The following is a 19,919-nucleotide window of genomic DNA, read 5'->3' on the forward strand; positions in this document are numbered from 1 at the left end:
GGCCGCGGACCGTACGGACTCAGCGGAAGGCCGCGATGGTGGCCTTGGTGTTGACCAGTACGCGTTGGTTGTCGGCGGTACTGGCGTTGCCCATCGGGATGCCGTTGTAGCTGATGTTCGGGTTGGACCAGTAGTTCAGGCGCGGGCAGCTGCGGGTGCAGTTGTAGGCCATGATCGTGCGCCAGCCGGTGCCGGTGGCCGGTTCATAGCGGTAGCCGTGGCCATAGGCGTAGGGCGAGGTGCTCGAGTCGGTGGCGATGTCATGCCGCGCGCTCTGCAGGTGGCCGATCTCGTGCGCGAAGGAGTAGTAGCCGGTCGCGCAATCCCAGTACACCGCTGCGAATGCGGTCGATGCGGTCGAACCGATGCCCGAGGCCAGGCCGCAGTAGGCGGTGTTGTTGATCAGCAGTACGCCCACGTCGGCCGCGGTGTTGTTGCGGCTGGTGTGGATGCTGTCCATGTAGCCATCACTGGTGCCCCGGAAGCGCGCCAGGTCGGTATCGAAGCTGCCGGACTCGGTGTAGCTGGTGGTCTCGTAACCGGCCAGCTGCATGGTGATGCCGACATTGCTGTTGACGTAGCCCTGGTTGGACTCGGCCACCGCCAGCTGCACCAGCGACTGCATGTTGCCGCCATAGGCAGTGACCGCGGCATTGGTCGCCACCACCAGCACGCGGATGGTCGCCGGCGTTCCCGACGAAGCCTGCGCGATGCCGATGTGGTCGTTGTCGGCCATCGGGATCTTCGGCAGCTGGTTGTAATCGGCCGGGTGATCGGCCGGCATCCGCGATTCGTCCACTTCCACCAGCACGTGGCGGTTGCCCAGCGGACGCAGGCGATAGAGCTTGCCGTCCTTGCGGATCGAACCGGTGATGGTGTCGCCCGAACGCACCAGGATCAACGAATTGCCCGGATCGTCCTGGCCATTGGAGGCGGCGGCGGTCAACCGGTCGGACGGCGAGCGGAACTGGCCGTACCAGATGCTGCCACCATCGGGCAGCGCCTCGACCTTGCTGCGCACCGCCTGCACCCGCTTGCCGAGCAGCTCGAATTCCAGCTGCGGCTGTGCCGTAGCCGCCGCGTCGACACGTACTTCCTGCACCGTCGCCGTGGACGGGGTGGCCAGCAGCTTGCCGAGTGCAGGCTCACTGTTGGCCGATGCCCGGCTGATGACCGTTACCGGTTCGAACAACGGTGCCGCATGCGCGGCTGCCGCCACCGACAAACCCAACACGAGGCCACCTGCCGCTTTGCCAATCGATCTGGACAACATTGCGTCGCTCCTTGAATGATGTGAACAGCGTTGATGCAGCACGCCCGGGTTTGCCGGGTTTGGCCATATGGCCTGCGCGGGTCGTGTGAATTCAATAGAAGATGGGAATGAAAATCAGGAACTGTGATCGACCGCATCTGCGTTCAGTGAGGTCAAAAGCGTCACTACACTTCGCCAATACACAGCTTTCGCGCTACCGTGACGCAGCCACGACGGGGAATGCACATGGCACCATCGCAGGACACGGACGAAGATGTCGGCTTGCTGCGGATCGGCCTGTTCTTCGACGGCACCCGCAACAACGCACACAACCTGGCACGCGGTCGTCCGCAGGTGCCGCAACCGCGGCCGGCGCAGCTGCGGGCCGATGATGATTCGACCTACCAGAGCCGGCTGACCAGCAGCTACGACAACGGCCTGACCAACATCGCGCGCCTGCAGCAACTGTATCCCGACAGCCGCCGTGATGCGATGGCCGCCCCCTCGCTGTCGATCTACGTGGAAGGCGTGGGTACCCGCGATGATGCCGACGACGATCTGATCGGGCTGGCCTTCGGAATCGGTGCCAGCGGCGTGCGAGCGAAAGTGCAGCGCGCGCTGCAGGTGCTGCTGCCGGCCGCACTGGCGGAACTGTCCGCACGCTGGCAGCGACCGCTGCAGGGTGTGCAGCTGGACCTGTTCGGTTATTCACGCGGTGCTGCTGCCGCACGTGACATCGCCAACCAACTGCAGGGCTGGGACAGCGTGCGCTGGCGCCAGCTGCTGCAGACCGCAGGCCTGTACTGCACTGCGAACTTCGCCCCCGCCACACCGGTGCTGCGCTTCATCGGACTGTTCGACACTGTGGTCGCAGTCAATGGCGGCCGCGCCGATGAGCAGCCGCGGCTGGCCCTGCACAGCGGCATCGCCGGTCGCGTCGTGCAGCTCACTGCACGCGATGAACATCGGCAGCACTATCCGCTGACCAGCGTGGCACCGCCGTTCACCGAAATCGCCCTGCCCGGCGTACACGCCAACATCGGTGGTGGCTACAACCAGCTGGAGGAAGGCCCCAAGCTGCTCAGTCGTCCACGCCGGCAACAGCTGCGCCGGCCAGCAGTGGCTGACTACCAGACGCCACCGCTGGCCCTGCTGCAGGCGACCACGGCCTACGCTGAAACGCAGGCCGATGCCGAGCGCTGGCGGCAACAACTGGGCGTTGGGGAAAAAGAGATCTGGGTGGATGTCTGGCACCAATGGCAGCAGCAGCGCCGTGCCGGCAGCCGCAGCGTGCTGCTGTCACCGGTGCTGTATGTGACCGCTGCAGTAGTGCTGCGCCGGAGGATCGACTGGCGCTACCAGCTGATCGCACTGCAGGTGATGCAGCAGCAGGCCATCAATGCCGGCGTGCAATGGACCGCCGATGCCGCCGAAGTTCCCGGGTGGGAGCTGCCGTCGGCCCTGCAGCCGATCGCACGGCGGCTGGTCGACGGACAGGCACTGACCCAGACCCAGGAAATGCTGCTGCGCCGACGCTACCTGATGCAGTCGGCACACTGGAATTTCGATGCGCTGGGCGACACCGCACTGACCTACGCCGCCGATGCCGGCGTCAGCGAACTGCCGTACCGGCCAGGGCCGGGGTTGTTCTACATCAATCGGCCGACCGTGGACGGCAAGCGCGTGGTGCTGCCGAATGCATAGGAAAAAGGGGACGGAGGGGATTAAGTCGTTTGTGGCATTAACGACTTAATCCCCTCCGTCCCCTTTTTCTCAACCCGCCTGCTCGACCAGGTTGGCGAGCTCATCCGCATCGAACCCTGCCAGCAGGCGCGCTTCCATGTTGAACGGCCCGTGCAGGTAGCCGCCGGCGTACTCCACCAGCAGTTCCTTGAAGCGTGCACGCGGTTCGACACCGGCGCGATCGCAGTACCAGCGATACCAGCGCGAACCGGCAGCGACATGCGCCACTTCCTCGCGCAGGATCACTTCCAGCACATCGGCGGTTTCGCCATCGCCGACATTGCGCAGCTTCTCGATCATGCCCGGCGTCACGTCCAGGCCGCGCGCTTCCAGCACGCGCGGCACCAGCGCCATGCGCGCCAGGCCATCGTGCGCGGTCTTTTCGCACATTTCCCACAGGCCGTTGTGCGCGGGGAAGTCGGCATAGTCGTGGCCATGCACCTGCAGGCGCTCGCGCAGCAGCATGAAGTGCCGCGATTCGTCGTCGGCACAGCTGACCCAGTCGGCATGGAACGCCGGCGGCAGGCCGCGGAAGCGGTACACCGCATCCCAGGCCAGATCGATCGCGTTGAGTTCGATATGCGCGATGGCGTGGATGAAAGCCGCCCGCCCTTCCACACCACCCAGTCCGCGCCGCGGCACTTCGCGCGGGTGCACCAGCACCAGCTGCGCCGGCCGGCCCGGCATGCGGATCGGCTCCGGCGGTAGCGCGTCGGCAGCCACCTTCAGGCGGCCGGCACGGAACGCAGCGGCGTAGGCCTGGGTCAGCGCAACCTTGCGCAGCGGATCGGCTTCGGCCAGGCACTGCTGCGCCGCGCGCAGCAGATCACCACCGACGTCGGGCACGTCAACCACGCCTGGACCTCAGGCGCGGCGCTTGTGCTTGGCGTCGTCCGAACGCAGCTGCTGGATGCGCTCGAAGTAGCCCGGTTCGATACCGGTCGGATAGTGGCCGTTGAAGCAGGACGAGTCGAAGTTGCGCAGCGCCGGGTTGCCCTCGCTCACTGCCGCTTCCATGTCTTCCAGATCCTGGTAGATCAGCCAGTCGCAGCCCAGGTGGGCTTCGATCTCTTCCACGCTGCGGTTGTGCGCGACCAGTTCTTCTGCAGCCGGCATGTCGATGCCGTAGATGTTCGGGTAGCGCACCGGCGGCGCGGCGCTGGCCAGGTAGACCTTGCGTGCGCCCGCATCACGGGCCATCTGCACGATCTGCTGGCTGGTGGTGCCACGCACGATCGAATCGTCCACCAGCAGCACCACGCGGTTGCGGAACTCCAGGTGGATCGGGTTGAGCTTGCGGCGCACCGACTTCACGCGTTCGCCCTGCCCCGGCATGATGAAGGTGCGGCCGATGTAGCGGTTCTTGATGAAGCCTTCGCGGTACTTCACGCCGAGCACGTTGGAGATTTCCAGCGCGGCATCGCGCGAGGTGTCCGGGATCGGGATGATGGTGTCGATGTCGTGGTCCGGGCGCAGGCGCAGGATCTTCTCGCCCAGCTTGATGCCCATGCGCATGCGCGCCTTGTGCACCGACACGTTGTCGATCATCGAATCCGGGCGCGCGAAGTACACGTACTCGAAGATGCACGGGGTGTGCTCGGCGGGCTCGGCGCAGATCTCGGAGAACAGTTCGCCGCGCGCGGTGATCACCAGCGCTTCGCCCGGCTGCACGTCGCGCACGCGCTGGAAGCCCAGCACGTCCAGTGCCGCCGATTCGGAAGCCACGATGTACTCGTCACCTTCAGCGTGGCTGCGCTTGCCCAGCACCAGCGGACGGATGCCATGCGGGTCGCGGAAGGCGACCAGGCCCAGGCCCAGCACCACACTGACCACCGCATAGCCGCCCTTGCAGCGGCGATGCACGCCCGCCACCGCGCGGATCGCGGCCTCCGGGCTGAGCTGGCGCTGCTGCTCCAGTTCGTAGGCGAACACGTTCAGCAGCACTTCGCTGTCCGAATCGGTGTTGACATTGCGGCGGTCCTGCTCGAACACCTGCTGGCGCAGCGCCTCGGTATTGATCAGGTTGCCGTTGTGGGCGAGCGCGATGCCGTAGGGCGAGTTGACATAGAACGGCTGCGCCTCGTCCATGCCTTCCGAACCGGCGGTCGGGTAACGCACATGGGCGATGCCGACGCTGCCTTCCAGGGTGGACATGGTGCGGGCATCGAACACATCGCGGACCAGGCCGGTGGCCTTCTGCACGCGCAGGCGGCTGCCATTGGCGGTAGCAATGCCCGCCGCGTCCTGGCCACGGTGCTGGAGGACGGTCAAGCCGTCATACAACTGCCCGGCGACGTTCTGGTTGCCGACGATTCCGACGATGCCACACATGGTGCGAGGTCTCCGCTGGGCTGTGCCCAGTTACAAGGAAGGTGGCCGTACCTGGCCGCGGTGGTCGCCGCGCCTGCGGTCGACATTGGCCGGATCGCCCGGCTCGATACTGTCCGGCAGTGCTGGGGCGTCCGGACGCACTTCGGCCGGATCGTAGGAATCGCCCTGTTCCGCTTTCGCAGGCCGCAGCCATCCGCTGCCTGCCACTACCTGGTTGAGGATGCCATTATCGCCTGCCGCGCCCGGCTTTCCCAACCCGGCGCCTGCGTTCTTGCCCAACTCCATCAATGCAGATGGGGACAGCGCGTCGGTCGGCAAGGCCTTGGGCAGCAGATCGGCCCCGGGAACCTCCCAGTGCGGCAGCTTGCTGTTCATCCAGGCAACGGTGGGGTTCAGCAGTGGGCGCACTGCCGAACGCTGCCAGGAAGGCTCGGCGGTCAGCGGGGTGAAACTGCCCAGCAGCAGCAGGATCGCGGCGATCAGGCCGCCACGGACCACGCCCAGCACGCCACCCAGCAGGCGATCCAGGCTGGTCAGCATGCTGCGGTGGACCAGGGCCTTGATGACCATACCGACCACGGCGACCACGATCATCACGCCGATGCCCACGCCCAGGTAGCCACCAACGAAGTGTTCGCCGCCTGGTGCGGCCGGCGCGGCCCACCAATGGGCCGCGTCATTGCCGAAGGCGAAGGCGGCCCACGCGGCCAGCAGCCACGACAGGGTGCCGATGACGATGCCGACGAAGCCGCGCAGCATCCCCAGCAGGGCCGAGGCGGCGATCACGATCAGCAGCACCACGTCGATCATGGCGCCCCGCTCCTTCGGCGGCGCTGGCAACGGGGCTGCGCGTGGGTCATGGGTGCGGTCGCACCATGCCGGCCACGCCGACCTTGGCGGCGACCTGCGCCTTCAGCTGCTCGGCATCGGCGCGGTTGGCCACCGGCCCGACGCGGACGCGATGCAGGGTGCCCTTTTCAGTGCGCACCTGCTCGACAAAGGCGCTGAAGCCCGCGGCCCGGACCTTGTCGCGCAGGGCGTTGGCATCGTTGGCCTGGCCGAACGCGCCCAGCTGCACGGCAAAGCCGACGCCGCTGGCCGCCGGTGCGGCGGGCGTGGTCGGGGCCGTTGCCGGCTTGCTGGCGGCGGCATCCGTCTTCGGCTCCGGCTTCGGGGTTTCGGGCTTCGGCGCCGGCTTCGGCGGCTCCGGCTTGGCGGCCGGGGTGGTCGTTGCGGTCGGCGTACTCGGCGGCAGGCTTTCGCTGCGCACCGGGTTGCTGCTGGCCGACGGCGCGGTGGCTGCGGACGGGGTGCTGGCGCCTGGCGTGGCCGGTGCCGGGGTGGCTGCCACCGGGGCGCTGCTGCCCGCTGCGGCATCCAGGGTGATCACTTCGGCCTTCACATCGGCGCGGATCTTCACCGCCTGCAGGCGGGCCGCCTCGGCCTGTGCGCGATCGGCATACGGCCCGACACGCACGCGCCATGCCTGGCGCCCGTTGATGGTCGCCGTTTCGGCGAAGCCCGGCAGCTGCGAGCGTTTCAGGTAGGCGATCACTGCGTCGGCGTCGGCCTTGCTGCCGTAGGCACCGAAGGTGACCGCATAGTTGCCGGCGGCAACCGCCGGCGAGGTGTCGACAGTCGGCGGCGTGGCAGGTGCCGCAGCATCCGCAAGCGGCTTGGCCTGGCCGGTCTGCAGCCCCGTGGCGCCGCCCGCAGGGGCCACCAGCGGCAGTTCACGGGTTTCGAACTGGCCATCGGCCGGTGCATCCGGCGCGGCGATCGGCACATTGGCGACGCCGCTGTCCGGTGCGGGTCCCTTGACCAGCATCGGCAGGAAAATCACGGCCAGTGCCACCAGCACGATGGCACCAATCAGACGCTGTTTCAGAGGCGTATCCACGTGAGGCAGGCAACTGTCCGGAGATTGCCATCGATTATACGGGTGCCGGACCGGCCGGCGTCGGCGTTGGCTGAACGCGTATCAGGTGGCGCCCTGCAGCCATTGCAGGGCGGCGGCGGCGGTATGGAAGGAGCCGAACACCAGTACCCGGTCCCCACGCTCGGCCTGGGCCAGCACCTGCGCCAGCGCCTGCTCGACGCTGTCAGCCAGCAGCGCAGTGGCGGCGGCAGTGCCGGCCAGGCGTGCCTGCAGCTGGGCGGCGCTCTGCCCACGCGGGCCTTCCAGCCCGGCCAGGGTCCACTCGCCCACCACGTCCTCCAGCGCCTGCACCACGCCCGTTGCGTCCTTGTCCTGCAGCGCGGCGTACACCGCCAGGGTGCGCCCGGCCGAGACCTCGGCCTTCAGCGCACGCGCGAGCTGGCCGGCGGCCTGCGGGTTGTGGCCCACGTCCACACGGATCTGCACGCCATCGCGCTCGAATGCCTGAAGCCGGCCGGAAATGCGCGCCGCTGCGACACCGGCGGCCCACGCCGCGCGCGGCACCGGCTTGTCCAGCGCGCGCAACGCGGCGATGGCGGCACCTGCATTGGCAAGCTGGATCGGGCCGGCCAGCGCCGGGGTCGGCAGTTCCATGCGCAGGCCAACATCGCGCCAGCGCCAGCGCTGGGCATCGATCGGCTCGTAGAAATAGTCGCTGCCGCCACGGATCGCATTGGCGCCGACCAGGTAGGCACGGCGCAGCACGCTCGACGGCGGATCGGTCTCGCCCAGGATCACCGGCTTCCAGCCACGGATGATGCCGGCCTTCTCGGTCCCGATCGCCTCGCGATCCTCGCCCAGCCATTCGGCGTGGTCGATGTCCACGGTGGTGATCACGGCCACGTCGGCGTCGATGATGTTGACCGCATCGAGGCGACCGCCCAGGCCCACTTCCAGCACCGCCAGGTCCAGCCCGGCGTCGGCGAACAACTGCAGCGCAGCCAGCGTGCCGTACTCGAAATAGGTCAGCGTGGTCTGGCCACGCGCGGCCTCGATGGCATTGAACGCAGCGACCAGCGCGGCATCGTCCACGTCCTGGCCGTCGATGCGCACGCGCTCGTTGTAGCGCAGCAGGTGCGGCGAGGTGTACGCGCCGACCTTCCAGCCGGCGGCACGCGCGATGGCTTCGATGAAAGCCACGGTGGAGCCCTTGCCGTTGGTGCCACCGACCACGATGGTGCGCTTGGCCGGCGCGCCCAGGCCCATCGCCGTGGCCACGGCGCGCACGCGCTCCAGGCCCATGTCGATGGTCGCCGGGTGCTGGCGTTCAATGTAGTCCAGCCAGTCGGCCAGGGTGGTCGGGGTGTTCGTCACGGCAGCGGTTCCAGCAGAAGCAGTTGATGCGGGGGAATGGATCAGAGGGCGCGGTGCTTGGCTTCACCGAAGAACGGCGTGTGGTGGGCACAGTCGTTCAGGCGCACCACTTCCAGGCTGTCCAGGTCGGGGCCTTCGAGCAGGTTGAGCGTGGTCGGTGCCTGGCGGAAGGTCCACAGGCGGGAGATCGGCAGGCCCAGCACCTTGCACAGGATCACGCGGTTGACCGCGTCATGGGCGACCACCAGCAGGGTGTCGTGCTCGCCGAGGCCTTCGGTGGCACGGGCCAGGCCGCGCCAGCTGCGCTCCAGTACCAGGCGCAGCGATTCACCGCCGGGCATCAGCACGGTATCGGGTTCCTCGCGCCAGGCCTGCAGCCGCGACGGATCCTTTTCGTTGATTTCGCTGGCCAGCAGGCCTTCCCACTCACCGTGGGCGATTTCCTGCAGCTCCGGCTCGGTCAGCAGCATGTCGGCACGGGCGGCGCCGAGCGCCAGCTGCGCGGTGCGCTGCGCGCGCGACAGCGGCGAAGCGACGGCACGGGTGATATCCACCGAGGCCAGGCGGGCACCCAGTGCCTGGGCCTGGGCTTCACCAATCGGCGAAAGCGGGATGTCGATCTGGCCCTGGTAGCGGCCTTCGGCGTTCCACGGCGTTTCGCCGTGACGGGCAAGCAGGATGCGCATGCGAACAAGGGGTCCTGGGGGGAGGAGGTTTCCGCGTTTCGTTCACATCCTGTGAAGTACGCGGAATACGGATGATACCTGTTCGGCGCACCGGGCCGGGCATGAAAAAACCCCGCGACGTGGGTCGCGGGGTTGGTAGATCCACGCCATGCGTGGATGAATTGCGCACCGGGCGTGCCGGCGTTGCCGGCCAGCGGCCGGCACTACCTTATTTCGCCAGGTTCAATTCCTTCAGCAGCTCCGGTGCCGGCGCCACTTCCTGCATGATCCACTGCATGTAGCGGCTGTCGACCGAGATCATGCGGGTCATCACCGGGTCGAACACCCAGTTGGAGCTGACCGATTCCCAGTTGCCGTCGAAGGCCAGGCCGACCAGCTTGCCGTTGGCGTCCAGCACCGGCGAACCGGAGTTGCCACCGGTGATGTCCAGGTTGGACAGGAAGTTCACCGGCACCGAGCCGATGCGCTTGTCTTCCAGGCCGCCGTAACGCTTGGCCTTGACCGCATCGAGCAGCGCCTTGGGTGCATCGAACGGATCGACGCCGGTGTCCTTGGCGACGATGCCTTCCAGCGTGGTGAACGGGGTGTAGGCCACGCCGTCCTTGGGCTCATAGCCCATCACGTTGCCGAAGGTGATGCGCAGCGACAGGTTGGCATCCGGGTACACGAACTCGCCCTGGCTCTTCTTGTAGTCGGCCAGTGCCTGCAGGTACAGCGGACGCGCGGTCAGCGACTCGCCTTCGCGGATCTTCTTCTGCTCTTCCTGCTTCAGCAGCGACGGCATGATCGCCACCGCGTACTGGATGGCCGGATCGCTGCTGGCTTCAAACGCGGCGCGGTCGGCCTTGAACCACTTCAGGCGTGCGTCCAGGCTGCCCAGCTCGGTGCCCGACAGCTTGGTGACCAGCGCCTTGACCGCGTTGGCATCGCTGCCGCCCAGCCAGGTGTTCAGCACGTCGTTGTTGCGCTGTGCAGCCGGCAGGGCGACGTACTGGTCCAGCCAGTAGGCCTGCAGCTGCTGGTCCATCTTCGCCACATAGCGGCGATCCATCTGCTTCAGGCCGCCTTCCAGGGTCGGCAGGTCGCGCTGCTGGTAACCGACTTCGCGCTCGGCGTCCGGCTTGGTGCGCTCGATCGACAGGCGATACAGGCCGATGGCGGCGCTGACCGCCTGGGTGTTGTTGAACTGGCCGACGAACAGGTCACGCTCGCGGGTGGCCTTGCTGGTGTCCAGATGCTTGACCAGCTGCGCGTGCGCGGCCAGTGCCGGCTTGCCGGCGGCGCCCTGCTTCTTCAGCCACGCCAGCACGGCGGCTTCTTCGGCCTGCTTCTGGCCCGCCGCGTCGATGCGCTTGAAGCCTTCCAGCTGGCCCGAGTAGTTCTTGGCCACGTTGTTCATGCTGGCGGCGGTCGCGGCGTACTTCACCTTGACGTCGGCATCAGCCTTGCCGGCCTCGTCGATCATCTTCAGCACCGCGTTGTAGTGGCGGGCGATGGTCGGGTAGGTCCAGCTGGCGGTTTCGTTGAACTCGCCGGCCAGCGCATAGCGGTTGGTGCGGCCCGGGTAGCCGGCCACCATCACGAAGTCACCGGCGCCCAGCGGCTGGTCGGTGAACTTCAGGAAGTGCTTGGGCTGGTACGGCACGTTGTCGGCCGAGAACGCCGCCGGCTTGCCGTCCTTGCCAACGTAGGCGCGGTAGAACGAGAAGTCACCGGTGTGGCGCGGCCACATCCAGTTGTCGACGTCGCCGCCGTACTTGCCGACGCTGCCCGGGGGCGCGTAGACCAGGCGCACGTCCTTGATTTCCATGTTGCGGAACAGGCGGTAGGTGTTGCCGCCGGAGAAGGTGTACAGGCGGCAGCGGAAGCCTTCTTCGGCTTCACAGGCGGCGACCTGGGCCTTGTCGAAGGCGTCCAGCGCGCGGCTGCGGGCCAGCGGGTCGTTGCCCGCCGCGGCAATCGCGGCCTTGGCCTGCGCGGTGACGTCGGTGATCTGGTCGAGCACGTAGACGCGGGCGTTCGGGCCGGCGCTCAGTTCATCGCTGTGCTTCGGGGCGTTGAAGCCGTCCTTGATCAGGTTCTTCTGCGCGGTCGAATTCAGCTGGATGGCGCCATAGGCGCAGTGGTGATTGGTGACCACCAGGCCCTGCGGCGAAACGAAGCTGGCGGTGCAGCCGCCGAGGGCGACCACCGCGCCCATCGGGTCGCCGGTGAGGTTGGACAGCTGCTCCGGGGACAGCTTCAGGCCGGCCTTCTGCAGCGGGCCGGCGATTTCCGGCAGCTGCTGCGGCACCCACATGCCTTCAGCGGCATGGGCGACCTGGGCCAGCCCGAGGCTGGCGACGATGGAGAATGCAAGCAGGTTCGAGCGCATGGAGCGGCCCCTGGTAGTGGAACCCTCGATTGTAGCCCGCCGCCCTGCCCCGGCCCGAACCCCGGAAGTCATGGGCCCCGGCTCGCCGGGCATGGCCCGGCGCTACCCGTACGATTTCCCGCTCCGGTAGCGCCGGGCCATGCCCGGCAAGCGCGGCGGCGCCGTTCGAAACGCCCGCTGGCGCACGCCTTTCGTTCCGCCAATGCACCCGCAGCGCAACATGGGAATTCCGCGCGGCACCCTATAATCCGCGCTTTCCCCCTGATGAGTTCCACCCCGATGGCGCAGCAAACGATGAAGGCCCTGGTCAAGCGCGAAGCGGCCAAGGGCATCTGGCTGGAAGAAGTTCCGGTTCCGACCCCGGGCCCGAACGAGGTCCTGATCAAGCTGGAGAAGACCGCGATCTGCGGCACCGACCTGCACATCTACCTGTGGGACGAGTGGAGCCAGCGCACCATCAAGCCGGGCCTGACCATCGGCCACGAGTTCGTCGGTCGCGTCGCCGCACTCGGCTCGGCCGTGACCGGCTACGAGATCGGCCAGCGCGTCTCGGCCGAAGGCCATATCGTCTGCGGCCACTGCCGCAACTGCCGTGGTGGCCGCCCGCACCTGTGCCCGAACACCGTCGGCATCGGCGTCAACGTCAACGGCGCCTTCGCCGAATACATGGTGATGCCGGCCAGCAACCTGTGGCCGATCCCGGACCAGATCCCGTCGGAGCTGGCTGCGTTCTTCGACCCGTATGGCAACGCCGCGCACTGTGCGCTGGAATTCAATGTGATCGGCGAAGACGTGCTGATCACCGGTGCCGGCCCGATCGGCATCATCGCCGCCGGCATCTGCAAGCACATCGGCGCGCGCAACGTCGTGGTGACCGACGTCAACGACTTCCGCCTGAAGCTGGCCGCCGACATGGGTGCAACCCGGGTGGTCAACGTCGCCAACCAGTCGCTGAAGGACGTGATGAAGGAACTGCACATGGAGGGCTTCGACGTGGGCCTGGAAATGAGCGGCAACCCGCGCGCGTTCAACGACATGCTCGACTGCATGTACCACGGCGGCAAGATCGCCATGCTCGGCATCATGCCCAAGGGCGCCGGCTGCGACTGGGACAAGATCATCTTCAAGGGCCTGACCGTGCAGGGCATCTACGGCCGCAAGATGTACGAGACCTGGTACAAGATGACCCAGCTGGTGCTGTCCGGCTTCCCGCTCGGCAAGGTGATGACCCACCAGTTGCCGATCGACGACTTCCAGAAGGGCTTCGACCTGATGGAAGAAGGCAAGGCCGGCAAGGTCGTGCTCAGCTGGAATTGATCCTTCGCCGCGGGCGATGGGTGGGTGCCAAGCTTGCTCGGCACACCCTGGAATTGAAAAAGGCGCCCGATGGGCGCCTTTTTCGTAAAGCGTGCCAGGCAAGCCTGGCACCTACCACCGAAGCAAGGGTTACTTGCCCACGGCCACGCTCAGCATGACGCGGCTGTGCGCCAGCTTGCCCGAATTGTCACGGCCGTTGCCATCGGTGCCGTAGTAGCCCAGGCCGACGTTGAACAGGCCGAACTGGCGCGCGACGCCGACGTTCCAGTCGGTGTAGTCCTTGGCGATGCCGTCCTCGAAGGTGCTGCGACCGACGTTGGCATTCAGGGTGAAGTCCTTCGGCAGGCCCCAGCTGCCGCCCAGGCCGAAGTACCAGCCATCGGTGCTGCTGTTCCATACATCGTTGGTGTAGGCCACCGTCAGCTTGTAGGTGTCATCCAGCGTGGTGGTGGTGATCAGCTCGTTGTAGTTCTGGTGGCTGGACTTCAGGTAGGTGTAACGGTTCAGCAGCACATCGAAGTTGACGCGCTCGGTGACGTCCACGCCGTAGCCGATCAGGTAGTCGACCTCGGTCTTCGGGTCACCCGGACCAAAATCCACACCCGAACCCCACACGCCGGCGTACAGGCCAACCGGGCTGGTGTAGGTGAATCCGGCCTGCAGAGTCGGATCCTCATCGGTCTGCGACACACCACGGAACAGGTAGTCCGACACGGCGGTGACGTTCCAGCTGTACGGCGATTCGTTGTCCTGGGCGCTGGCGGCGAACGGCGCGAGGGTCAGGGCGGCGGCAATGGCGAGGCAGGCACGGGCGTGCTTCATGGGCGTCTCCGAGGGTGGCGGGGGCGGGAAGGGGGGAGCGGGCAACCGGCGCCAGACAGGCGCGGTTCACGAATTTTTAACCCGTTTGCTATTGCGATGCAACATGTGCCGCCCGTGGCGGTGCCCTGCCCGGCCCGGTCGATGGCCATCGTTGCCCGGTAGAATCAGTGGTTTCCCCGTGCTGAGCCGTGCCCACGCCATGACCGACGCCTCCTCCGCCCTGACCCGCCACTACGCCGAGGAACTGGACGCCATCCGCGCCCAGGGCCTGTTCAAGTCCGAGCGGATCATCACCAGCCCGCAGTCGGCCGAGATCACCCTCGACGACGGCCGCAAGGTGCTGAACTTCTGTGCCAACAACTACCTGGGCCTGGCCGACCACCCGGACCTGATCCAGGCCGCCAAGGATGCGCTGGATACCCACGGCTTCGGCATGGCCTCGGTGCGCTTCATCTGCGGCACCCAGGACCTGCACAAGCAGCTGGAGAAGCAGATCGCCGACTTCTTCGGCAAGCAGGACACCATCCTGTACGCCGCCTGCTTCGATGCCAACGGCGGCCTGTTCGAGCCGCTGCTCGGCGAGAATGACGCGATCATTTCCGATGCACTGAACCACGCCTCGATCATCGACGGCGTGCGCCTGTGCAAGGCCAAGCGCTTCCGCTACGCCAACTGCGACATGGCCGACCTGGAAGCCCAGCTGCAGGCCGCCGATGCCGCCGGCTGCAAGACCAAGCTGATCACCACCGACGGCGTGTTCTCGATGGACGGCTTCATCGCCCCGCTGGACGAGATCACCGCACTGGCGAAGAAATACAACGCACTGGTGCACATCGATGAGTGCCACGCCACCGGCTTCCTCGGCGCCACCGGCCGCGGCTCGGCCGAAGTGAAGGGCGTGCTGGAGAAGATCGACATCATCACCGGTACCCTGGGCAAGGCCATGGGTGGTGCGCTGGGTGGCTTCACCTGCGCCAGCGCCGAGGTGATCGAACTGCTGCGCCAGCGTTCGCGCCCCTACCTGTTCTCCAACTCGCTGCCGCCGCACGTGGTCGCCGCCGGCATCAAGGCGTTCGAGATGCTGGCCGCCGCCGATGACCTGCGCGACACCCTGGTGGAGAACACCCGCCACTTCCGCGAGAAGATGGTCGCCGCCGGTTTCGACGTGAAGCCGGGCGTGCATCCGATCAGCCCGGTGATGCTGTACGACGCACCGCTGGCGCAGAAGTTCGCCGAGCGCCTGCTGGAAGAAGGCATCTACGCGATCGGCTTCTTCTTCCCGGTGGTGCCCAAGGGCCAGGCCCGCATCCGCACCCAGATCAGTGCCGCGCACACCCGCGAACAGCTGGACCGCGCGATCGATGCGTTCACCCGCATCGGTGTCGAGCTGGGCGTGATCAAGGGCTGATCGCCCCGGGGTCGGATCCCCACGGTTAGCGCCGGGCCATGCCCGGCGGTTTCCCGATAGCCGCGCTATGCGCTCGCCGGGCACGGCCCGGCGCTACCGAAATGACGCGCGACGCGCGTCATTTCTTTTTCTTCTTGCCCTTCGGTTCGTCCTTGCTGGCCACCACCACCGGCTTGGCGGCAGCGTCCTGGCCGTTGCCCTTGGCAACGCGGATGCCGTTGGCCTTCATCCAGGCATCGAATTCATCGGCGGTCATCTTCTTGTCGCCGTTGCTCATCAGGAAGCGGTAGCTGCCACGGCCATCCAGTTCCGGGGTCTTCACTTCCACCACCGGGGTCTCGGCCGGCGTTTCCGCCTTGGCCACTTTCTTGTGGCCGCCGCACGCGGTCAGCAGCACCATCGGCAGCAGCAGGCCTGCGCAGCGCAGGGTTTGATTGAGGGTCGGGTGGTACATGGGCAGGCTCCGTTCGGGAAATTCAACAACCAGGCGCCCCCTACGCCTGGAACGGTGGCCGGCAGCTGCCGGCCGCGGGCGATCATCAGCCCGGTGCAGCGGCCCCCAGCCGCTGCTGGTCACTGACCTCCAGCACCCGCCACTGGCCCTTGCCGAGATCGCCGAGCTGCAGCCCACCGATCGCGACCCGGACCAGGCGCAGCACCTGCAGGTCGAAGGCCGCCAACAGGCGGCGGATGTGGCGGTTGCGGCCCTCGTCGAGAACCACCTCCAGCCACGCGGTCTTGTCACCACTGCGCAGCACGCGCACGGCCTGGGCGACGAGGAACTCGCCTTCGTCCTCGACACCGGCGCGCAGCGCAGCCAGGGTGTCCTCGTCGGGCAGGCGGTCCACCTGCACGTGGTAGGTCTTCTGCGGGCCGGTTTCCGGATCGGTCAGGCGCGCGGCCCACTGCGGATCGTTGCTGAACAGCAACAGCCCCTCGCTGGCCTTGTCCAACCGCCCGACCGGTGCGATCCACGGCAGGCCTGCGCCATCGAAGCAGCGATAGACGGTGTCGCGGCCACGCTCGTCCTGCACGGTTGTCACCACCCCGCGCGGCTTGTTGAGCATCAGGTACAGGCGCTGCGGCGCGCCCAACGGCTGGCCGTCGACCTCGATCGGCGGCGCCGGCTGTGCAATCGGAAACTCGGGGTCACGGACGATGCGCCCGGACACGCGTACGCGGCCATCGGCGATCCAGCGCGCGGCCTCGCTGCGCGAGCACACGCCAGCCTTGGACAGCACGCGCGCCAGGCCATGACGGACACCGGCGGCTGCGGCAGCGGGCGTCGCACGCCCACGCGGTGCGTGGGAGCGGGCAGCGGGGGCGGCAGGTGGGCGGCGCGTGCGCAAGCCTCTGCTCCCCGCAGCGCTTACTTCTTGTCGACCGGCTTGGTCTCAGCCGGTGCTTCGGCCGGAGCCGGGGTGGTGGCCGGAGCCGGACGCGCCTTGACCACGCGCACGCCGCGCGCCTTCATCCAGGCGTCGAACTCTTCGGCGGTCATGCGCTTGCCGTTCTGGCTCATGTCGAAGCGCCAGGGCGTGTTGTCGAATTCGGTCTGCGGCTTGTAGGCCGCCGGATCGTTCGGCTTCACCGCCGGTGCGCTCGGAATGGCCTTGGCGATGTTCTGGCAGCCGTCGATGCGCAGGCGCTGCAGCACCTGGTCCAGCGACTGCGACGGATCGTAGTTGCTGCTCAGCACACCGGCCGGCATGCCCAGCTGGTTGCCACGGATGTACAGCTCGTCGGCCACCGGCGCGATGGTCGTGGCCGGCAACGGCAGCGGCGAGGCGCTGGCGTTGACCGAGCAATCGACCGCAGCGTGGGCGGCGGGAACCAGGGCCAGCGCCAGGAAGGCGGCCGATGCAGAGCGCAGCATGAGGGGCATCCACGAAAGGAAGTGACGCGGCGAGTTTAGCAATGCCGCGACAGCTTTCAAGCGCCACTTTCAATGAATACGGCAACTCATTGGTTTTACGGACAAAAACCCGACGAACGGTTGCTCCTGGATCAACAGATACCTGGATTCCGCACCTCAGAAACAACAAGACCCGGCCGAAGCCGGGTCCTGCTGTGTCTTGCGGGCAGAGCGTCAGAACTTAGTTCTGGACGTTCAGCTCGGTACGACGGTTCTTGGCGCGACCTTCCGGGTTGTCCGAACCATCCGGGTTGGTGTTCGGAGCAATCGGACGGCTCTCGCCGTAGCCGATCGGGCCGACCAGGCGACCGGCGTCAACGCCGTTCTTGGTCAGGTAGTTGTACACGGCGGTAGCACGACGCTCCGACAGCTTCTGGTTGTAAGCGTCGGTACCCTTCGAGTCGGTGTGACCGGCGACTTCAACGCGCAGATCCGGGTAACGCTTCAGGATCTCGGTGGCTTCGCTCAGGATCGCCACGGCGTCCGGACGCAGGTTCGACTTGTCGAAGTCGAAGTTGACGCCCTTCAGGTCGATGGAGACCGGCACCGGGCAACCGTCCGGACCGATGGTCTGACCCGGCTGCGAGTTCGGGCACTTGTCGTCGCAGTTGTTGACGCCGTCACCGTCGTCATCCAGGTCGGCGCAGCTCGGGGCAACCGGAGCCGGGGCCGGAGCAGCCGCGACCGGAGCCGGGCCCAGCGGGATCACGACGCCGACCGAAGCCAGCACGTCGCCGAACCAGCTTTCATCGTTGCCGGCACGCTTCGGGTTCACGCTCTGGTCGTCGAAATCAGCGCGGTAGGCGACTTCGGCACGGACAGCAACGCGCTTCTCGAAGGTGGTCTGCAGACCGACGCCGACCTTGGCGGCAAAGTTGCCGTCCTTGCGGTCAGCCAGGCCACCGCTGATCGGGTTGTACTCTTCTTCCGACTTCTGGTAGCCCAGGCCGGCCAGCAGGTACGGGTTCCAGCCGCGGCCTTCCTTGATGAAGTGGCGACGCAGGTCCAGCGAGACGCCGTACTGCGACCAGTTCATGTCCTTGTTGGCGTCGAAGTTCGGGTTCTGATAGTTCAGCTCACCGTCCAGCGACCAGTTCGGGCTGATGAACTTGCCCAGGCCCAGGGTGACGAACGGGGCGTCATTGGTCAGGCGGTCGCTGTCCTGGAAGTTGAAGCCGGCCGAACCGGTCAGGTACCAGCGGTCATCGAACTCCTGCGCGGACGCAGCCTGGGCGAAAGCCAGACCACCCAGCAGCGCGGCAGTAAGGATCTTCTTGTTCATTGAGTACAGCTCCTATTTCGGGGGTATGAAACCGGTAGAGGCATGGGCCAGCACTAGTGCGTCGATGTTCGACAGCCGATTCAGCACGCCACCGCCGCGAACATTATGCTCAGGCGGGTGAAGGTCATGTTAACAGTCCCGTAACATGTGAAGTGTTGTGCCCGACCCTCCACCGGTCCGACGTTGAAACCCTATACAGGATGATGAAAAACCGCAAGACCCTCACGCCGCAAGGGTTTGACGGGGTTTAGGTGCGGAATACGACATATTGCGCAACAGGTTGCTCCGCGCGATTCAGCGCATCTGCTGAAACGTGAGGAACTCTATGATGGAGCCACGAACCCAGCCGGAGCCGAGATGAAAGCCGTCGCCCTGAGTCGTGAATCCGCCCCCGCCCTCTGCGATATCCACCTGCCTCCGCCGCTGCCTCCGGGTGGCCGCGACCTGCTGATCCGGGTCGAGGCCGTCTCGGTGAATCCGGTCGACGGCAAGCAGCGGGCGGCCACCGATCCAGCCACGCTCGAAGCACCCCGCGTGCTCGGCTGGGACGCCGCCGGCGTGGTCGAAGCGATCGGCGAGGACGCCAGCCTGTTCGCGTCCGGCGACGAGGTCTACTACGCCGGTGATGTCACCCGCCCGGGCTGCAATGCGCAGTTCCATCTTGTGGACGAACGCCTGGTAGCACGCAAGCCGACCACGCTCGACTTCGCCGAAGCGGCCGCCCTGCCACTGACCACGCTTACGGCATGGGAACTGCTGTTCCAGCGCATGCCATTGCAGCTGGATGACCGCCGCCATGCCGGCCAGCACCTGCTGGTGATCGGCGGAGCAGGCGGCGTTGGATCGATGGCGATCCAGCTGGGCCGGCATGCAGGATTCGAGGTGATCGCCACCGCCTCGCGCGAGTCGTCGATCGACTGGTGCCGGCGGATGGGTGCCCAGCATGTGATCGACCACCGGCAGCCGCTGCTGCCCCAGCTGCAGGCAGTGGGCATCGACGCAGTACAGGTCGCCCTCAACCTGGCCGACACCGACCATTACTGGGAGGCGCTGGGCCAGCTGCTGGCGCCACAGGGCCATGTCGGCCTCATCGTCGAACCGCGCGGTGCGCTGCGCATCGGCGATCCCTACAAGGCCAAGTGCATCGGCATCCACTGGGAATTCATGTTCGCGCGTTCGCGCTTCGCCACTGCAGACCGCATCGAACAGCACCGCATCCTCAGCCGCGCGGCCAGCATGATCGACGCTGGCCAGCTGCGTGGCACCCTCAGCGAGACGCTGGGCACGATCAATGCGGCGAATCTGGACATCGCGCATCAGCGCCTGGCCAGCGGACGCACGGTCGGCAAGCTGGCGCTGGCGGGCTGGGGCGATTGAGCCAGGCTGGAACGCCGGTGTAGCAACTGTCTTGTCAGGCGGAGGCCATCTGGGCCTCCGCATCCCGTTTGCGGGCGTTGAGGATCACCAGCATTTTGCGCATCACCGCGACCAAAGCCACCTTGCCCGGTTTGCCCTGCCTGACGAGTGATTCAAAGA

17 protein-coding genes and 1 pseudogene are annotated in these 19,919 nt (G+C 66.7%); 4 read left to right on the forward strand and 14 right to left on the reverse strand.

The features are described from left to right. Window positions 1-19: 19 nt before the first annotated feature. Window positions 20-1,273 (reverse strand): zinc-dependent metalloprotease, encoded by a 1,254-nt coding sequence (locus AC5P88_RS16900; RefSeq protein WP_106550080.1) that lies wholly within the window; start codon window positions 1,271-1,273, stop codon window positions 20-22. Window positions 1,274-1,498: 225 nt separating this feature from the next. Between AC5P88_RS16900 and AC5P88_RS16905 the strand changes: the two genes are divergently transcribed. Beyond that, window positions 1,499-2,956, forward strand: a complete 1,458-nt coding sequence (locus AC5P88_RS16905) for a T6SS phospholipase effector Tle1-like catalytic domain-containing protein (RefSeq protein ID WP_106550079.1) — start codon at window positions 1,499-1,501, stop codon at window positions 2,954-2,956. Between the two features lie 69 nt (window positions 2,957-3,025). Here the strand turns inward: AC5P88_RS16905 and AC5P88_RS16910 are convergent, their stop codons facing one another. From AC5P88_RS16910 to AC5P88_RS16940, 7 genes are all read right to left on the reverse strand, one after another. Then, window positions 3,026-3,850 carry a ferritin-like domain-containing protein gene (locus tag AC5P88_RS16910; protein ID WP_106550078.1) on the reverse strand — a complete coding sequence of 275 codons (825 nt, stop codon included), beginning with the start codon at window positions 3,848-3,850 and terminating at the stop codon, window positions 3,026-3,028. A gap of 9 nt (window positions 3,851-3,859) precedes the next feature. Further along, entirely contained in the window at window positions 3,860-5,326 is a 1,467-nt protein-coding gene (gene purF, locus AC5P88_RS16915; protein ID WP_049430313.1) for an amidophosphoribosyltransferase, read from the reverse strand. A gap of 30 nt (window positions 5,327-5,356) precedes the next feature. Next, on the reverse strand, window positions 5,357-6,136 hold the full coding sequence (locus AC5P88_RS16920; protein ID WP_106550077.1) for a CvpA family protein: 780 nt from the start codon (window positions 6,134-6,136) through the stop codon (window positions 5,357-5,359). Window positions 6,137-6,182: 46 nt separating this feature from the next. Beyond that, window positions 6,183-7,226 (reverse strand): SPOR domain-containing protein, encoded by a 1,044-nt coding sequence (locus AC5P88_RS16925; RefSeq protein WP_106550076.1) that lies wholly within the window; start codon window positions 7,224-7,226, stop codon window positions 6,183-6,185. A gap of 81 nt (window positions 7,227-7,307) precedes the next feature. Beyond that, the gene (gene folC / locus AC5P88_RS16930) at window positions 7,308-8,579 is read right to left on the reverse strand and encodes a bifunctional tetrahydrofolate synthase/dihydrofolate synthase (protein ID WP_106550075.1); all 1,272 of its coding nucleotides are present in this window, start codon (window positions 8,577-8,579) and stop codon (window positions 7,308-7,310) included. A 41-nt stretch (window positions 8,580-8,620) separates the two neighbouring features. After that, window positions 8,621-9,265, reverse strand: coding sequence for a histidine phosphatase family protein (locus AC5P88_RS16935; RefSeq protein WP_049430321.1), 645 nt, complete (start codon window positions 9,263-9,265; stop codon window positions 8,621-8,623). A gap of 208 nt (window positions 9,266-9,473) precedes the next feature. After that, window positions 9,474-11,639 (reverse strand): S46 family peptidase, encoded by a 2,166-nt coding sequence (locus tag AC5P88_RS16940; RefSeq protein WP_111111258.1) that lies wholly within the window; start codon window positions 11,637-11,639, stop codon window positions 9,474-9,476. A gap of 294 nt (window positions 11,640-11,933) precedes the next feature. Here AC5P88_RS16940 and tdh point away from each other — a divergent pair, with 294 nt between their 5' ends. Continuing rightward, window positions 11,934-12,956 carry an L-threonine 3-dehydrogenase gene (gene tdh, locus AC5P88_RS16945; RefSeq protein ID WP_010483949.1) on the forward strand — a complete coding sequence of 341 codons (1,023 nt, stop codon included), beginning with the start codon at window positions 11,934-11,936 and terminating at the stop codon, window positions 12,954-12,956. Window positions 12,957-13,085: 129 nt separating this feature from the next. On the opposite strand, the gene AC5P88_RS16950 is transcribed toward tdh, so the two are convergent. Next, window positions 13,086-13,778, reverse strand: coding sequence for a TorF family putative porin (locus AC5P88_RS16950; protein ID WP_106551236.1), 693 nt, complete (start codon window positions 13,776-13,778; stop codon window positions 13,086-13,088). Window positions 13,779-13,977: 199 nt separating this feature from the next. On the opposite strand from AC5P88_RS16950, the gene kbl reads away from it, so the two are divergent. Continuing rightward, window positions 13,978-15,186 carry a glycine C-acetyltransferase gene (gene kbl / locus AC5P88_RS16955; RefSeq protein ID WP_106551237.1) on the forward strand — a complete coding sequence of 403 codons (1,209 nt, stop codon included), beginning with the start codon at window positions 13,978-13,980 and terminating at the stop codon, window positions 15,184-15,186. Between the two features lie 118 nt (window positions 15,187-15,304). On the opposite strand, the gene AC5P88_RS16960 is transcribed toward kbl, so the two are convergent. The 4 genes from AC5P88_RS16960 to AC5P88_RS16975 form a co-directional block, all read right to left on the reverse strand. Next, the gene (locus AC5P88_RS16960; protein ID WP_005412356.1) at window positions 15,305-15,640 is read right to left on the reverse strand and encodes a hypothetical protein; all 336 of its coding nucleotides are present in this window, start codon (window positions 15,638-15,640) and stop codon (window positions 15,305-15,307) included. Window positions 15,641-15,725: 85 nt separating this feature from the next. Continuing rightward, window positions 15,726-16,535, reverse strand: a complete 810-nt coding sequence (locus tag AC5P88_RS16965) for a pseudouridine synthase (protein ID WP_106551238.1) — start codon at window positions 16,533-16,535, stop codon at window positions 15,726-15,728. 20 nt (window positions 16,536-16,555) lie between these two features. Continuing rightward, window positions 16,556-17,062: a hypothetical protein gene (locus AC5P88_RS16970; RefSeq protein ID WP_049430334.1), complete on the reverse strand. Its 507-nt coding sequence runs from the start codon at window positions 17,060-17,062 to the stop codon at window positions 16,556-16,558. Window positions 17,063-17,282: 220 nt separating this feature from the next. Next, window positions 17,283-18,383 (reverse strand): OmpA family protein, encoded by a 1,101-nt coding sequence (locus tag AC5P88_RS16975; protein WP_005408234.1) that lies wholly within the window; start codon window positions 18,381-18,383, stop codon window positions 17,283-17,285. 357 nt (window positions 18,384-18,740) lie between these two features. Between AC5P88_RS16975 and AC5P88_RS16980 the strand changes: the two genes are divergently transcribed. Next, on the forward strand, window positions 18,741-19,760 hold the full coding sequence (locus AC5P88_RS16980) for a zinc-binding alcohol dehydrogenase family protein (protein WP_106551239.1): 1,020 nt from the start codon (window positions 18,741-18,743) through the stop codon (window positions 19,758-19,760). Window positions 19,761-19,794: 34 nt separating this feature from the next. On the opposite strand, the pseudogene AC5P88_RS16985 reads toward AC5P88_RS16980, so the two are convergent. Further along, window positions 19,795-19,919 (reverse strand): annotated as a pseudogene (locus AC5P88_RS16985) (IS110 family transposase); the annotation flags it as partial.

Source organism: Stenotrophomonas sp. YJH_SMC_8, from assembly GCF_059371315.1.

Coding starts and splice junctions, on each gene's coding strand:
- AC5P88_RS16900 (WP_106550080.1), bottom strand. CDS start 1,273: ATGTTGTCCAGATCGATTGGCAAAGCGGCAGGTGGCCTCGTGTTGGGT.
- AC5P88_RS16905 (WP_106550079.1), top strand. CDS start 1,499: ATGGCACCATCGCAGGACACGGACGAAGATGTCGGCTTGCTGCGGATC.
- purF (WP_049430313.1), bottom strand. CDS start 5,326: ATGTGTGGCATCGTCGGAATCGTCGGCAACCAGAACGTCGCCGGGCAG.
- AC5P88_RS16920 (WP_106550077.1), bottom strand. CDS start 6,136: ATGATCGACGTGGTGCTGCTGATCGTGATCGCCGCCTCGGCCCTGCTG.
- AC5P88_RS16935 (WP_049430321.1), bottom strand. CDS start 9,265: ATGCGCATCCTGCTTGCCCGTCACGGCGAAACGCCGTGGAACGCCGAA.
- AC5P88_RS16940 (WP_111111258.1), bottom strand. CDS start 11,639: ATGCGCTCGAACCTGCTTGCATTCTCCATCGTCGCCAGCCTCGGGCTG.
- tdh (WP_010483949.1), top strand. CDS start 11,934: ATGAAGGCCCTGGTCAAGCGCGAAGCGGCCAAGGGCATCTGGCTGGAA.
- AC5P88_RS16950 (WP_106551236.1), bottom strand. CDS start 13,778: ATGAAGCACGCCCGTGCCTGCCTCGCCATTGCCGCCGCCCTGACCCTC.
- kbl (WP_106551237.1), top strand. CDS start 13,978: ATGACCGACGCCTCCTCCGCCCTGACCCGCCACTACGCCGAGGAACTG.
- AC5P88_RS16960 (WP_005412356.1), bottom strand. CDS start 15,640: ATGTACCACCCGACCCTCAATCAAACCCTGCGCTGCGCAGGCCTGCTG.
- AC5P88_RS16970 (WP_049430334.1), bottom strand. CDS start 17,062: ATGCTGCGCTCTGCATCGGCCGCCTTCCTGGCGCTGGCCCTGGTTCCC.
- AC5P88_RS16975 (WP_005408234.1), bottom strand. CDS start 18,383: ATGAACAAGAAGATCCTTACTGCCGCGCTGCTGGGTGGTCTGGCTTTC.
- AC5P88_RS16980 (WP_106551239.1), top strand. CDS start 18,741: ATGAAAGCCGTCGCCCTGAGTCGTGAATCCGCCCCCGCCCTCTGCGAT.